This is a genomic window from Qipengyuania profundimaris (assembly GCF_030717945.1).
Classification (GTDB): Bacteria; Pseudomonadota; Alphaproteobacteria; order Sphingomonadales; family Sphingomonadaceae; genus Qipengyuania; species Qipengyuania profundimaris.
The window spans coordinates 2,733,903-2,747,622 of record NZ_JAVAIM010000001.1 but is presented as its reverse complement, the minus strand read 5'-3'; the positions used below and the strand labels follow the sequence as shown (position 1 = coordinate 2,747,622).

General features: G+C 64.8%; 14 protein-coding genes. 6 read left to right on the top strand and 8 right to left on the bottom strand.

Annotated features, from left to right (window positions below):
• Positions 1-6: 6 nt before the first annotated feature.
• Positions 7-396, bottom strand: a complete 390-nt coding sequence (locus tag Q9K02_RS13615) for a hypothetical protein (protein WP_305933387.1) — start codon at positions 394-396, stop codon at positions 7-9.
• Positions 397-518: 122 nt separating this feature from the next.
• On the opposite strand from Q9K02_RS13615, the gene Q9K02_RS13610 reads away from it, so the two are divergent.
• Positions 519-2,312 carry a bifunctional phosphopantothenoylcysteine decarboxylase/phosphopantothenate synthase gene (locus tag Q9K02_RS13610; protein WP_305933386.1) on the top strand — a complete coding sequence of 598 codons (1,794 nt, stop codon included), beginning with the start codon at positions 519-521 and terminating at the stop codon, positions 2,310-2,312.
• Complete coding sequence (gene dut / locus Q9K02_RS13605; RefSeq protein ID WP_305933385.1) at positions 2,305-2,766, top strand: dUTP diphosphatase; 462 nt, start codon at positions 2,305-2,307, stop codon at positions 2,764-2,766. Before Q9K02_RS13610 ends, dut begins: the two co-directional genes overlap by 8 nt.
• A 4-nt stretch (positions 2,767-2,770) precedes the next feature.
• Here the strand turns inward: dut and Q9K02_RS13600 are convergent, their stop codons facing one another.
• Positions 2,771-3,325 (bottom strand): hypothetical protein, encoded by a 555-nt coding sequence (locus Q9K02_RS13600; RefSeq protein WP_305933384.1) that lies wholly within the window; start codon positions 3,323-3,325, stop codon positions 2,771-2,773.
• A gap of 135 nt (positions 3,326-3,460) precedes the next feature.
• Here Q9K02_RS13600 and Q9K02_RS13595 point away from each other — a divergent pair, with 135 nt between their 5' ends.
• Positions 3,461-4,480, top strand: a complete 1,020-nt coding sequence (locus Q9K02_RS13595; RefSeq protein ID WP_305933383.1) for a winged helix-turn-helix domain-containing protein — start codon at positions 3,461-3,463, stop codon at positions 4,478-4,480.
• Positions 4,481-4,540: 60 nt separating this feature from the next.
• Here the strand turns inward: Q9K02_RS13595 and Q9K02_RS13590 are convergent, their stop codons facing one another.
• The 4 genes from Q9K02_RS13590 to secB form a co-directional block, all read right to left on the bottom strand.
• Positions 4,541-5,188, bottom strand: coding sequence for a DUF4136 domain-containing protein (locus Q9K02_RS13590; protein ID WP_422785452.1), 648 nt, complete (start codon positions 5,186-5,188; stop codon positions 4,541-4,543).
• Between the two features lie 231 nt (positions 5,189-5,419).
• Positions 5,420-6,436, bottom strand: a complete 1,017-nt coding sequence (trpS, locus tag Q9K02_RS13585) for a tryptophan--tRNA ligase (RefSeq protein ID WP_305933381.1) — start codon at positions 6,434-6,436, stop codon at positions 5,420-5,422.
• A 4-nt stretch (positions 6,437-6,440) separates the two neighbouring features.
• On the bottom strand, positions 6,441-8,012 hold the full coding sequence (gene murJ, locus Q9K02_RS13580) for a murein biosynthesis integral membrane protein MurJ (protein WP_305933380.1): 1,572 nt from the start codon (positions 8,010-8,012) through the stop codon (positions 6,441-6,443).
• 30 nt (positions 8,013-8,042) lie between these two features.
• Complete coding sequence (secB, locus tag Q9K02_RS13575) at positions 8,043-8,573, bottom strand: protein-export chaperone SecB (protein WP_278328944.1); 531 nt, start codon at positions 8,571-8,573, stop codon at positions 8,043-8,045.
• A gap of 240 nt (positions 8,574-8,813) precedes the next feature.
• On the opposite strand from secB, the gene Q9K02_RS13570 reads away from it, so the two are divergent.
• From Q9K02_RS13570 to Q9K02_RS13560, 3 genes are read left to right on the top strand one after another with little or no spacing between them, the layout of a single operon-like run.
• Positions 8,814-9,473 (top strand): Tim44/TimA family putative adaptor protein, encoded by a 660-nt coding sequence (locus tag Q9K02_RS13570; RefSeq protein ID WP_305933379.1) that lies wholly within the window; start codon positions 8,814-8,816, stop codon positions 9,471-9,473.
• 24 nt (positions 9,474-9,497) lie between these two features.
• Positions 9,498-10,685, top strand: coding sequence for a murein transglycosylase A (gene mltA / locus Q9K02_RS13565; RefSeq protein WP_305933378.1), 1,188 nt, complete (start codon positions 9,498-9,500; stop codon positions 10,683-10,685).
• The gene (locus Q9K02_RS13560; RefSeq protein ID WP_305933377.1) at positions 10,682-11,233 is read left to right on the top strand and encodes a Smr/MutS family protein; all 552 of its coding nucleotides are present in this window, start codon (positions 10,682-10,684) and stop codon (positions 11,231-11,233) included. Before mltA ends, Q9K02_RS13560 begins: the two co-directional genes overlap by 4 nt.
• Here the strand turns inward: Q9K02_RS13560 and Q9K02_RS13555 are convergent.
• Both Q9K02_RS13555 and Q9K02_RS13550 read right to left on the bottom strand, forming a co-directional pair.
• The gene (locus Q9K02_RS13555) at positions 11,217-11,831 is read right to left on the bottom strand and encodes a Pr6Pr family membrane protein (protein ID WP_305933376.1); all 615 of its coding nucleotides are present in this window, start codon (positions 11,829-11,831) and stop codon (positions 11,217-11,219) included. The two genes, Q9K02_RS13560 and Q9K02_RS13555, sit on opposite strands and share 17 nt — an antisense overlap.
• Positions 11,832-11,866: 35 nt before the next feature.
• Positions 11,867-13,456, bottom strand: a complete 1,590-nt coding sequence (locus Q9K02_RS13550) for a catalase (RefSeq protein ID WP_305933375.1) — start codon at positions 13,454-13,456, stop codon at positions 11,867-11,869.
• Positions 13,457-13,720 lie beyond the last annotated feature (264 nt).

Sequence of the window (13,720 nt, the reverse complement as noted above, 5' to 3'; positions counted from 1 at the left end):
GCGCGGTCAGGTCGAACGCTTTGGCCAGCCCCACAGCCTGATCGCATAAGCGAGCACGGCGATGTGCAGCGCCTCGACTCCCATCGGCACCATCCAACCGTCGTACGGCCCCTCGATCACCAGATTCATGAACCGGCCAATGAAGGCGATCAGGAACAGGCCGAGCGCGGGTAGCAGCACATCGCCGCGCCGCCGCCAGGCGCCCCAGCCCATCGACAATGCGCTGATATAGAAGAAGGCGGTCATGTCCCCGCGCAGGGTGGAACTGCCATGCGTGCTCGCGACCCACAGGCCGAAATCCGCGCCCGATGTGGCCGGATTCACCAGGAAGCCCGTGCCGATTACCAGATCGATAATGGCCAATATCAGGATGATTGCGCTCAAGATGACATGCATCGGCCCCTCCGTTTCCCCTTTCTTTACCATAGGCGGCTACGCGTAATCCCGCAATCCGCCTGCGCTGCGCGCTGGCCATGACGAACGGGGGGCGCTAGCTAGCGCTTGATGACACGATGGGAATGCATTCGCCGATCCGCGCCCACGCAGGTGCGAGCCAAGCCAGCGAGCGGGATGCCGACGTGAGCGGCCCGCACATCCTACTCGTGATCGGGGGCGGTATCGCCGCCTACAAATCCTGCGAACTGGTGCGCATGATCCGCAAGGCGGGCGGCAAGGTGACCTGCGTGCTGACCGATGGCGGCCAGCAATTCGTCACTCCCATGGCGCTCGCCGCGCTGAGCGAGAACAAGGTCTATACCTCGCTGTTCGATCTCAAGGACGAGGTCGAGATGGGCCATATCCAGCTGAGCCGCGAGGCCGACCTGGTGGTGGTATGCCCGGCGACGGCCGATTTGCTCGCCAAAATGGCCGCCGGCATCGCCGACGATCTGGCAACCACCCTGATCCTCGCCACCGACAAGCCGGTGCTGACCGTGCCGGCAATGAACGTACGGATGTGGGAGCATTCGGCGACCCAGCGCAATGCCGACTGGCTCCGCCAGGCCGGTGTCGCGGTGATGGACCCGGACGAGGGCGCGATGGCCTGCGGCGAATTCGGCCCGGGTCGCTTGCCGGAGCCTGCCGTGATCCTCGCGCGGATCGCGGAGGAGCTCGACCTCGATATCGACGTGCCCGAACTGCCCGCGCCGGCCGCTGCGCAGCTTGCCGCGCCCGTTGAAGACGACGTTCCGGAAGAGCCCGAGGCAGAGGGAGATATCTTCGAGGCGCTCGAGCCCGAAGCCGAAGAGGAAGTCGAACAGAGCGGCGGCGGCCTTGGCGGGCTGCTGTCCATGATCATCCCGCGCAGCACCAAACAGCGCACTCACGAGGAAATCGAGGAAGAATTCGCAGCGGAGCCGGAGGATGAACCGGTCGCCGAAGAGGAAGACCTCCTCGAAGATATCCCGGAAGAAGAAATCGCTTTCGATCCGAGCGCCGCGTCCTCGCTGCTCGCTAGCAAGGGCGGGGCTTCGGCCGCGCCGCCGATCGACGCACAGGCGCTCAACCATACCGTTGCCAGGCAGGACATGCGTTCGGCCCCGCAGCCGCTCGAAGCGAAGGGCGAGAGCGTTTCGGTCAGCTTCGACGAATCGCCGTTGGCCGGTCAGGCCGCCTTCGATCCCGATCCCGAACACCGCCCGCTCTACGGCAAGCACGTGCTCGTCACCGCCGGCCCGACGCGCGAGCCGATCGATCCGGTGCGCTATATCGCCAACCGGTCGAGCGGGAAGCAGGGCTTCGCGATTGCTGCCATGGCCGCCGCCGCGGGTGCGCGCGTCACGCTGGTGACCGGCCCGGTGCACCTGCCGACGCCTATCGGTGTGGACCGCGTGGACGTCGAAACCGCCGAGGATATGGCCGAGGAAGTGCGCCGCGCCCTGCCTGCGGATGCCGCCTTCATGGTGGCCGCCGTGGCCGACTGGAAGAGCCGCAGCGTCGCGACCGAGAAGATGAAGAAGCGCGGCAGCGCGCCGCCCGCGCTGATCCTCGCCGAGAACCCCGATATCCTCGCCAGCGTGGCCGCCGGGCGCAAGCGTCCGCCGCTGCTGGTCGGTTTCGCCGCCGAGACCGAGAACGTGGTCGAGAACGCCAAGTCCAAGCGCAAGCGCAAGGGCGCCGACTGGATCATCGCCAACAATGTCAGCTTCTCCGAAGGCGAAAGCGTGATGGGCGGCGACATGAACCAGGTCCATGTCGTCACCTCCAGCGGTGTGGAAAGCCTGCCCGAAATGCCCAAGGAAGAGGTTGCGCGCGAGCTTGTGCGCATGGCAGCAGAAGCCCTCAATTCAGAGGGTGACGAGGATAATGACTGATCGCATCGGGGTACGGATCAAGCGCCTGCCCCATGGACGAGATCTCGACCTGCCGGCCTATGCCACCGATGGCGCGGCGGGCATGGATGTGGTGGCGGCCGAGGCCGTCACGTTGAAACCGGGCCAGCGCCATGCAGTGGCTACCGGCCTCGCGGTCGCAATTCCCGATGGCTACGAAATCCAGGTCCGGCCGCGGTCCGGCCTTGCGCTCAAGCACGGCATCTCCGTGCCCAACACGCCCGGCACGATCGACAGCGACTATCGCGGCGAGCTGAAGGTCATCATGATCAATCACGGGACGGAAGACTTCCCCATCGCGCGCGGCGACCGGATCGCGCAGCTCGTGCTGGCACCGGTGACGCAGGCCGAATGGGACGAGGTCGAGGAACTGGACGATACCGCGCGCGGCTCCGGCGGGTTCGGTTCGACCGGCGGGCACGAGCGCCTGCACTGATCCCTTAATGCGTCGCCCGGCGATGGGCCCGGTGGAAACAGAGCGCGGCGGCACTCCAGATCGCGGCGAACACGAAAAGCACGCCCCACTCGACGGCATGGCCGGGCATCAGCCACAAAGCTGCGACGCCCAGCACAGGTTGGCCGGTTGCGATAAGCGCCATGATCCAGCGCAAGGCCGAAGGGCGAAAACGGACAATCAGGCTCAGTAGAACTCCGCCGATCACCAAGAGAAGGAAACCCGCATTCACCGGCTCGCTCTCTGCTCCGATGAAGCCCACAGCGAAATTCGCCCACAGCGTGAGGAAACCCGCGACCGATGCGATGGCGATGCCGAGACCCTTCGGCGTTCTGCCGCCGAACCGGATTGCGAGTTCGAGGCCGGTGCCTAATGCGAAAAGGAGGACCGCCGCAAAACCGAAGTCCAGCGGCGTCCAGTGTACCTCGTCGGTGAAATGCATGGCGATGGCGGGGAGGGCGAGCAGTGCCAGCGCCGCGCCCCATCCTGCTATGCGCCATCCGTTCAGCCAATCGTGTCGTGCGTTTGCTTGGTCGTTCATCTCGGCTCCTGTGCTTGCGATGTCGGATAGCTGCCGCGAAACCCGTCTGAGCGGCATGAGCAATTCGTGAGCAATGCTTGAAAACCTTCCTCACCCTGCGCGCATGGCATAAAGCGCAATGCGAAAGGGGGGCGCATGGAGCGGCAATCGGACAGCGTGCATTTCGGCGATTTCGAGCTCGACCTGGCTGACCGACAATTGCGGCGAAATGGCACGCCGGTCGAGCTAGGCAGCCGCTATTTCGATGCGCTGGCATTGCTGGTCGCCAATGCCGGATCGCTGGTGTCGAAGACGCGTTTCATGGATGAGGTCTGGCGCGGTATTCCCGTTACCGACGAGGCGCTGACCCAATGCATTCGCACCCTGCGGCGCGCCTTGGGCGATGACGCCGGCAGCCCCCGCTATATCCAGACGGTGCCGAAGCACGGTTACCGTTTCCTCTCCGAAGTCGCGCTAGAAAACGCCCCGGAGTCGGCAGCGCGCAAATCCTCGATCGCCGGACGCGTCGCGGGGGCATGCACGCTCTCGGGAACACTCGCCGGAATGCTGGGCGGGGCCGTCTACGGTGCGCTCGCAGGCACCGGCGGCGGCGCGACGATCGTCGTTTTGGCGGCATTGGTCGGCGCGCTCGGGACGCTGGCCGGGGCCGCGATCGGCCTCGGCATGGCAGCCGCGATCGCATGGCGCGGTCGAGGCGATCCGGCCCTTATCGCGGGCGGGATTGTGGGGGGCGTTGTGGCTGGCGCTCTCGGCAGTACGTTGGGGCGCGACGGAATCGGCCTGCTGACCGGAGAGGCGCTTGGCCGGGTGACCGGGATTTACGAAGGCCTCGTCCTCGGCGCGGCTGCAGGGTTGGCCGGCTGGCTCGTGCTGCGCGACGACGCTTCGCCTGCACCGCGCCTCGCATCTGTCGCCATTATGCTCGGCGTCGTGGCTGGTTTAATTATCGACATCAGCGGCGGTCGCCTGCTCGGCGGCAGCCTCTATGCGCTCCAGCAAAGCCTCGGCGACACGCAGCTTCGCCTCGAAAGCATCGGCGCGGCTTTCGGCGCAAACACCTTCGGCCCGACCGCGCACTTCGCCACTGCCATTGGCGAGGGGGCCATATTCGTGCTGGCCATCGCGGCGGGACTGCTTGTCCTGAAACGCCGCTGAAACAAGAAAGGGCGGCTCTGCAGACCGCCCTTTCCCGTGAAACCCCAGATGGGGATTATGTCAGTCGATCCGGCGGACGACCTTCTCTTCCGGCTTGATCGAGATCCGCACCGTCTCGCCCGAATTGCCCGGGAAGTCGGTGAACATCGCCTCGACCAGGTTCGGCACGAGATACTGGAGGCGGTTCGAGGTCGACATGGCCTGCGCCTTGCCTTCGAACAGTCGCTGCCCATCAACGGCGCGGTCGATCTTCATGTCGATACCGCTGGTGTAGACCGTGTAGCTGCGGATTTCCGGCCCGCCGAACCACGGATCGTAGAAGCCGAAGCCCCAGCGGCTGCCGAAATGACGCGGGCGGTAATAGGAGAGTCGCGAACGGAAGAACGGGTCGCGATAGCCGTACCACGGATCGTAGAACGGATCGCGGAACCCGGTCGAGCGCACACGCTCGCGGCCATTGTCGACACCGTAATCGAAGCGGACAAGCAGGCTGGCAGCCTCGGCGGACGGAGCTTCGGCATAGCCGAGGCGGTTCATCTGCGCTTCGACGAGATCGGCGTATTGCGCGAACTCGAGCCCACCGGCCAGCGCCGGATCGTCGGCGACGACATAGAAGGTTTCGCCCTGCGGCGCGGGCAGCTGCGTCTGGAAACGCTGCACATCCGCGTTGAACGGGGTGGCGCAGGCGGCAAGGCCTGCAAGGATCATCGGCACGGAGGCGAGTTTCAGAGTGCGCCCCCAACCTTTTTTCAGGTCAGTCATACTCAGTCCCTTTCGAACGGACACGCAATGTATCACGATTGCGAATGAATGCGCAGCCCGCCGCTTCCCTGAGGCACACTGCCAGTTAGTGTGCTTGGGTGTAGACGAGCGGATGTGAACCCGGTTTGAATGCCGGGATTCACATTTGTTGTGCAATCGCAGGGGCTTGAGTCTAGCTTAGCGCACCAGGCCGAGCGCCGCATAAGCGGCAGTGAGCGTGTCGCGCCCGGCCTCGCGGGCTTGCGAAGCGCCGCGCGCAAGGATTGCGTCGAGCGCTTCCTCGTCGTCCTTCAGCTCGAGGAAGCGCGCATTGATCGGTGCCAGCGTTTCGACCAGCACTTCGCCCAGCGCAGGCTTGAACGCGCCGAAGCCCTGTCCGCCGAATTCGCCCAGCACCTCGGCCGCGTTCTTGCCGGTAAGCGCGCCGTAAATGCCGACGAGATTCTGCGCTTCGGCCCGGCCTTCGAGATCTTTCTCGTTATCGGGCAGGGGCTCGGGATCGGTCTTGGCTTTCTTGACCTTCTTCATGATCGTATCGGCGTCGTCGGTCAGACTGATACGGCTCATGTCGGAGGGATCGGACTTGCTCATCTTCGCGGTCCCGTCACGCAGGCTCATGATCCGTGCCGCTGCGGGCGGGATATAAGGCTCGGGCAGGGTAAAGAGCGGCGCATCCTCGGCACAGAAGTCGTTGTTGAACTTCTGCGCGATGTCGCGCGCCAGCTCCAGATGCTGCTTCTGGTCCTCGCCCACGGGCACATGGGTCGCCTGATAGAGCAGCACGTCGGCGGCCTGAAGCACGGGATAGGTGAACAGCGCAACCGACTGCCCCTCGCGGTTCTTGCCCGCCTTGTCCTTCCACTGCGTCATGCGGTTGAGCCAGCCCATGCGGGCCGTGCCGTTGAGCAGCCATTGCAGCTCGGCATGGGCGGGAACCTGCGCCTGGTTGAAAAGCACGGCCTTGGACGGATCGACACCGCAGGCGACCAGCGTTGCGACCATCTCGCGCGTGTTCTGCGTCAGCTCCGCCGGATCGTGCGGCTGCGAAATCGCGTGCAGATCGGCGAGGAAGATGAAGCACTCGCCCCCTGCGGCATGCGCCTCGTCCTGCAGCTTCACATAATTGACGATCGCGCCGAGGTAATTGCCGAGATGCGGCTTTCCGGTGGGCTGGATGCCGGAGACTACACGCATGGGATCAGGGCTCTCTCTTCTTGGTCAGGGCGGCGATGCGCTGCTTGTCGATCGCGCCGATGGCGAAAGCGACGCCGAAATAGACGATGGCCGAGCAGGCGACGAGCACCAGCAGCGCGCCGATCCGTTGGAACAGGCCGGCGGAATACCAGCCGGTTAGCAAATCGCGCGCGAACCACAAGGCGGCGCCCATCGCGGCGGCGGCGACGAGCTGCCGGGCGATGCGGCCGACCAGCTTCAGCGGGATCGTGTAATAGCCGCGCCTCACCAGTACGATGTAGAGATAGGCGACATTGATCCACGCCCCCACCACGCTGGCGAGGGCGACGCCGACGACGCCGTAATCGGCGATCAGAACGAAGTTCAAGACGACGAACACCGCCAGCGAAATGAACGCGGCATAGACCGGGGTGCGCGTGTCCGACCGCGCGTAGAAATTCGGCACCAACACCTTTACCAGCACATAGGCCGGCAAGCCGAGCACCAGCATGCCGAGCACCTGCCCGGTCAGCTCCGCCTGTTCGAGGCTGAACCGGCCTCCCTGGAAAATCATGGTGACGAAAGGCACGGCGCAGACCGCAAGCGCGACGGCTGCCGGGATGGTCAGAAGCATGGACAGCTCGATCGCATCGGACTGGATGCGATCGGTGCCTTCCTTGTTTTTCGCCCCGACGAAGCGCGAGAGCGTGGGCAGGATCGCAGTCGACAGCGCGATTCCGATGATGCCGAGCGGCAGCTGGTTCAGCCGGTCGGCATAATTCATGTAGCTGATTGCGCCGCTATCCAGCTGGTTGAGGAAGTAGAGCTGCACCAGCGTATTGATCTGGTAGGCCCCGCCGCCGATCGCCGCCGGGAGCGCAATGATCGACAGACGCTTCACCTCCGGCGTGATCCGCGGCCACAGCAGCTTAGGGCGGAAGCCCTCCACCCGCGTCCAGACGTAAAGCCAGACGAGCTGAACCACACCGCCGATGGTGACCGCCCAAGCTTGGCTGTAGCCGACCTGCTCTATGGTCCAGCCCCAGCTGGACATGGCATATTCGCCGAAGATCAGCGCGGCGATCAGGATGAGGTTCAGCAGGATCGGAAAACTCGCGCCGGGTGCGAAGCGACTGACCGAATTGAGCATGCCGGTAAACAGCGTGACCAAGCTGACCAGCAGGATGTAGGGGAACATGATCCGCGCGAAATCGACTTCCATCGCGAAGGTCGCCGGATCGGCGTCGCCATCGCCCAGCAGGGTGATAACCCACGGCATGGCCAGCATCATCACCGCACACAGGGCGATCAGCACCGGCAGGAAGACGCTGAGCACGTCGTCGGAAAAACTGCGCGCATCCTCGATCCCGCCGTCCCCGTGAAGCCGCTTGGAGAACATCGGCACGAAGGCGGCGGAGAAAGCGCCTTCCGCGAACAGGCGGCGGAAGACGTTGGGAATGATGAAGGCCTGAAACCAGGCGTCGGTGACGGCATTCGCGCCGAGCACGCGCGCGAAAATCATCTCGCGCGCCATGCCGGCGACGCGGCTGACCATGGTCAGCCCGCCGATCGTTCCGACGTGCTTGAGCAGGCTCACGTCAGAGCCTCCGCATCAGGCCGGGCGAACTCAGGCGTCGCCGGTCGGTGCCGGAGCGCCTGCGCCCTGTTCCTGCGCCCGCTGGGCGAGCTGCTGCTGGTAGATGCCGCCGAAATCGATCGGGTCGAGCACCAGCGGCGGGAAACCGGCATCGCGCACGGCATCGGCGATGACGCGGCGGGCGAAGGGAAACAGCAGGCGAGGTGCCTCGGCAAACATGAAGGCATGCGCGTGCTCGTCGGGCAAGTTGCGAATGCCGACGAGGCCGCAATATTCGAGATCGACGAGGTAGAGATTGCCCTTGCCCGTCTTCGCCGTGGCCGTGACCTTCAGTACCACTTCATGCACGTCGTCGCCGGCCGGTTCGGACCCGATGTTGAACTGCACGTCGAGCTGCGGCTGCTCGTTCCACTGGAAGCACGCGGGCGCATTGGGGTTCTCGACCGAAAGGTCTTTCACATATTGCGAGATGAGCCCGACGGCAGGCGAATTGTCGGCACCGTTCGCGCCGGCTGCGGGATCGGGATTGAGGTCGGTGAGAACGTCGCCTTCGTCGGCCATGATGTCAGTCTTTCGATTCTGGTTCGGAATGGTCTCGCGAACCGGGCTTCGGGAGCCGATCCGCTACAGGTCGCGCGCCTAGCAGGTGCCGGGGCGGGGGGCAATCCGCCGCCGCAGACGGCAGCCGGCGAGGAATCGTGTTCATCGTGGGAACATTGCCGGTTTGTAATTTGTACCTATCTAGGGCAGGAATGCTCCAGCGGCATTCCCAACATCAAGGGTTAAGCGGACAACCATATTGTGATTACCGAAATCGTCATCCTCGCCATGATCGCAGCCTTCTTGGGCTTGCGTCTCTATTCGGTGCTCGGCCGCCGGTCCGAGCATGAGGAGGAGGTGATCCCGCACCGTTTCGATCGCAGCGATGCAGGCGATGCGCCGCGCGAGGTCGAAGCGCCGCGCACCACCACGCCGCCGGTTGCGCTGCGATCCGCCGACAATCGCGTGCCTGCCAACGAGGCCGGCATCCGTGCCATTGCCAGCGCCGATACGCAGTTCGACCTGCTCGCCTTCCTCGAAGGAGCCAAGGGCGCCTATGGCATGGTGCTCGAGTCGTTCTGGCAGGGCGACAAGGAAACCCTGCGCGAGCTGACCGACGACGATGTCTACGAAAGCTTCGCCGGTGCGATCGACGCGCGCGACGAGGCCGGCGAGACGCTGGAAAACCGCTTGATCCGGATCGAGGACGCGAGCGTTCGCAGTGCCGAACTCGATGGCCGTATCGCCCGCATCGCCGTGCTGTTCGTGGCCGATATCGCCGCCGTGACGCGCGACAAGGATGGCAACGTCATCGCCGGGTCGCTGGACGATGCGGTGGAAAGCCGGGACGTCTGGACCTTCTCGCGCAATGTCGATGCGTCCTCGCCCGACTGGATTCTCGACGAAACCGACCAGGCCTGACCGGCCGAACCTGCGGAGGGCAAGATGCGCGGCTGGACGATCCTTGCGGCGAGCGCGCTGCTTAGCGCCTGCGTCAGCGTAGTTCCTTCCTCTTCGCCTACAGTCAGGCCTGCGCCCACGCCTCCGGGCGCGGTGACCAGCGCTGCACTTGCCGGCATCCAGCGTGGTCCGGAGATCGCCGGGCTCGGCTTTTCGGGTAGCGATGCAAGCGGCGCGCTCGCCGGTTTCCGCGAATCCTGCCCCAAGCTTCTTGCGCGCACCGACCAGAGCGGTCTGACGCAGCGCGAGGACTGGCGTCCGGCCTGCGAGGCGGCAACAGGCTGGCCGCTGGGTGACGCAAGCCGCTTCTTCTCGAGCTATTTCGAGCCCGTGCGGATCGGCGATGGCGCGGCCTTCGCCACCGGCTATTTCGAGCCGGAGATTCGCGGCAGCCGGACCCGGGCGCCCGGCTACGACGTGCCGGTCTACAAGATGCCGCCCGAGCTGGAGCGCGCCTGGCCGGACGATATGCCGGAAAGCGAACGCACGGGTCGCCCGCCGCTCGGACGCTACGACGCGAGCGGCAAGTTCGTGCCGTTCTACGAACGCTCCGAGATCGTCGCGGGCGCTCTGGCAAACCGCGGGCTGGAAATCGCCTGGGCGGCCGATCCGGTCGAATTCTTCTTCTTGCAGATCCAGGGGTCCGGCCTGTTGCGCCTGCCCGACGGATCGCTGATGCGGATCGGCTATGCCGGGCAGAACGGTCGCGAATACGTCGGCATCGGCGGCGTCATGCGCGAGCGCGGGTTGTTGGGCGACGGACCGGGGAAATACTCGGGCTCGATGCAGGGGATCATGCAGTACATCCGCGAGAACCCGGCCGAGGGCGAAGCGCTGATGAACCTCAACAAGAGCTGGATCTTCTTCCGCGAGCTCGACACCGACGGGCCGCTCGGCGCGCTGGAAGTGCCGGTGCGCGGGCAATCGTCGGTCGCGGTCGATCCCAAATTCGTGCCGCTGGGCGCACCCGTGTTCCTCGACCTCGACCGCAACGAGGCGGACGGCTTGTGGATCGCACAGGATACCGGCGGCGCGATCAAGGGCGCCAACCGCTTCGATACCTTCTGGGGCAATGGCGAACAGGCACGCCGCATCGCTGGCGGCATGAGCGGGCGGGGGCAGGCGATCGTCCTGCTGCCCCGCGGCACCACCGCCCGCCTCCAGAACCGGTGAGCGCCCCGCGGGGCCTGAGTGAGGAAGAGAGCGAAGCCTGGGAAAAACTGGCCGCGACGGTCACGCCCATGCATCCTGCTATCGCCCGGCCCAAGCCCGAAGCTGCGAAGCCTCCGCCGCTAAAACAACCGAAACTTCGCAAACAGCAACCCGCGCGACCTGTGGCGGCTGCACCTCGTGCCCAGCCGAAGCCTTCGCCTCCCGGCAATCTCGACTCGCATTGGGACCGGCGGCTCAAGTCCGGCGCGCTCCAGCCCGATCTGACGCTGGACCTGCATGGTTACAATCTCGATGCCGCTTACGACCGGCTCATGGGCGGCGTCGCACAGGCCCGCTCCATGGGTATGCGGACCATCCTGCTCGTCACCGGCAAGTCCCGCCCGGTCGCGGCGGCTGATCGCGGTGCCTCTCGAGGCGTCATTCGCGCCAAGGTGCTCGACTGGCTGGCCGCATCGAGCCATCACACCGCCATCGCCGCCGTCCGCCGCGCGCACCAGCGCCACGGCGGCGACGGCGCGCTGTACATCGTTCTCAAACGCGAGCGTTGATCGCTCGTTTGACGCCCAGCAGCAGGACACCCACCAGCGCGAAAAGCACGGCGAGCCCGACGATGTTGATCGCCAGCTGTGCCCACCCGAGTTGCCCCGCATCGAGGAAGAAATAGGCGTAGAAGCCGCTAGCCGCACCATAGGCGAGGGCGAAGACGGCATAGGCGACCGGCGCGATCATCACTACACCGATCGAGCGCATTGCGTTGGCGCTGTGCTGGCCGAACGCGAGCCACCACAGGATCGTCGCCAGCGGGACCAGCGTGTGGTGGAACTGGTTGGTAATCCGGTCGAGTCCCTCCGGATGGTGCATGCCCGCCAGCAGGAGCCAGTATACCAGCCCGACGATTGCCATCGCCGTTGCCAGCGCATGCACGATTTCCGGCGCGGCGCGCCGCCCGAGCGCGATCCAGCCCATCACCAGCCCAGCCGCCAGGTTCCCCCAGATGGTGAACAAGCGCAGCAGCAATCCAGCGCTGACAAGCGGCGATCCGTCGCGCTCGAGATTGAGCGTGGTCTGCAGCGCCAGCGCACCGAGCGCAGCGATTGCAATGATTGCGGCAGCCGGACGTGCGAAGGGCGACGATGGTTGGTCCATCGCCGCCCCATAGTTCGCCGTAAAGCGCTGTCCAGCTATTCGGCCGGTTCGGCCTCCGGCTCGCGGGCTTTTTCGGATACGCCCATCGGTCCGACGGTCGCCTCGTCGGTGGTCGATTTGGCGGAGCCGAGGCCGGGCGCGGTGGATTTGCCGCCGATCATCTCGCGGACCTTGTCCTCGATCTTCTCGCCGATCGTCTGGTCGACATTCTTCCAGTATTCGAACGCACGTTGCAGCACCTTCTCGCTCACGCCGTCGGCGAGGTGGCCGGAGACGTTGCCGACGAAGCGATCGCGCTGCGCATCATCCATCACATCGTTGATCAGCGCGCGCGCCTGGCTCCAGTCGTCGTCGTCCTCGCGCAGCGTGTAGGCCTGCCGCACCATGTCGCCATCGGCCATCCACGTTGCTTCGCCGCCCACTTCGGGTTGCGCGGTCGGGCCGCCATAGGAGTTGGGAGCATAGACCGGATCGACCGCATTCTGCGTCCGCATGGCACCGGCGCGCGAATAGGAATTGACCTGGTCGGCATTCTTCGGCGCGTTGACCGGGATCTGCTTGTAATTGACGCCTAGGCGGTGGCGGTGCGCGTCGGCATAGGAGAAGCCGCGCGCGAGCAGCATCTTGTCCGGGCTGAGGCCGATGCCCGGCACCATGTTGTTCGGCTCGAAAGCGAGCTGTTCGATCTGCGTGTCCCAATCGACCGGGTTTTCATTCAAAACTAGCTTGCCGACCTCGATCAGCGGATAGTCCGCATGCGGCCAGGTCTTGGTGAGGTCGAACGGGTTGATGCGATAGGTCTTCGCATCCTCGTAAGGCATGATCTGCCACTTGAGCGTCCAGCTCGGGAAGTTCCCCTCGTGGATCGCGTCGAACAGGTCGCGGCGATGATAATCGCTGTCCTCGCCCGCTGTCTTCACCGCTTCGTCCTGCGTGAAATGGGCGTTGCCGCTCTCGTCGCCGACATTGGTGTGGAAGTGGAACTTGACCCAGAACTTCTCGCCGTCCTCGTTGATCAGCATGTAGGTGTGGCTGGAATAGCCGTTCATCTCGCGCCAGTTCTTCGGCACGCCGCGATCGCCCATCAGATAGGTGACCTGGTGCGCGCTTTCGGGGCTGAGCGTCCAGAAGTCCCACATCATGTCGTGGTCGCGCAGGCCGTTGTCCGCGCGGCGCTTCTGGCTGCGGATGAAGTGCTGGAACTTCAGCGGATCGCGGATGAAGAAGATCGGCGTGTTGTTGCCGACCATGTCGAAATTGCCGTCCTCGGTGTAGAACTTGACCGAAAAGCCGCGCGGGTCGCGCCAGGTGTCGGGGCTGCCGCGCTCGCCCGCCACGGTCGAGAAACGCATGGCGGTGTCGGTCTTCACGCCTTTCTGGAAGACTTTCGCCTTGGTGTATTTCGAGACGTCATGCGTCGTCTCGAAATAGCCGAAAGCACCGGAGCCCTTGGCGTGCGGCTGACGTTCCGGGATACGCTCCCGATTGAAGTTTGCCATCTGCTCGATGAGGTAGTGATCGTTGAGCACGATTGGCCCGTCAGGTCCGACGGTCAGCGAATGCTCGTCGCTCTGGACCGGGATGCCCGCGTCGGTGGTGGTGGGGGGAGTCTTGCCGTCGGCCATGATTGCGCCTTTCTTGAGGGGGGTACGCAATCGATACGGGTGCGGGGCGAGTCGGGTTCCGGTTGGTGCCGGATGGAAAAACCATTCACGGCCATTGCTTTAGTCGCCAGCTGCGTGCCGGGACGAGCTATGCACATCAAAAAAGCCCCCGACCTGAAGCCGGGGGCTCTCGGTGGACGACCAGCCAGGCCGTCTATGCTGTGACCATGGACCCAAAAGTATCAAATGTCAAAGCGTTCCTGGGCTGCGATGAATGGAAGATTT